General features: G+C 52.7%; 1 protein-coding gene. It reads right to left on the bottom strand.

Annotated elements, in window-relative coordinates:
- Nucleotides 1-370, bottom strand: a 370-nt coding sequence (locus NR073_RS11425) for a hypothetical protein (RefSeq protein ID WP_256748846.1), incomplete at both ends; no start/stop codon positions are given.

Here is a 370-nt window from a genome sequence, read left to right as displayed (position 1 = left end):
GGGGGCGGCCGTGCCCTCCGTCGACGTCCCTCCTCCTTTCCCCCTCGGGGCCCTTCCCCTTTTCTTTTCCTCTTCCCTTCCTCTTTCCCCCTTTTTTTCTTTCTCCTCTCTCCTCCCCCTTTTCTCCTCTCCTCCTCTTTCTCCCCCCTCCTCTTCTTTCTTTCCCTCTCCTTCCCCCTTTTCTTTCTTCTCTTTCCTTTCCTCTTCTTCCCCTCTCTCCTTCTCTTCTCTTTCCCTCTTCCTTTCCCTTCCTTTCCTTCTTCTCTTTTTCTTCTTTCTTTCTCCTCTTCTCCTCCTCCCCCTCTTTTTCTCCCTGCCCTCTCCTCTCCTTTTTCCTTTTCTTCCCCTCTCTCTCTCTTCTCTTTCCCGG

This window comes from Micrococcus sp. Mcc28, assembly GCF_024519775.1.
In the GTDB taxonomy this organism is placed as follows: Bacteria; Actinomycetota; Actinomycetes; order Actinomycetales; family Micrococcaceae; genus Micrococcus; species Micrococcus luteus.
The sequence above is the reverse complement of the archived record's forward strand: the minus strand, read 5'-3'. Positions and strand labels throughout refer to the sequence as shown.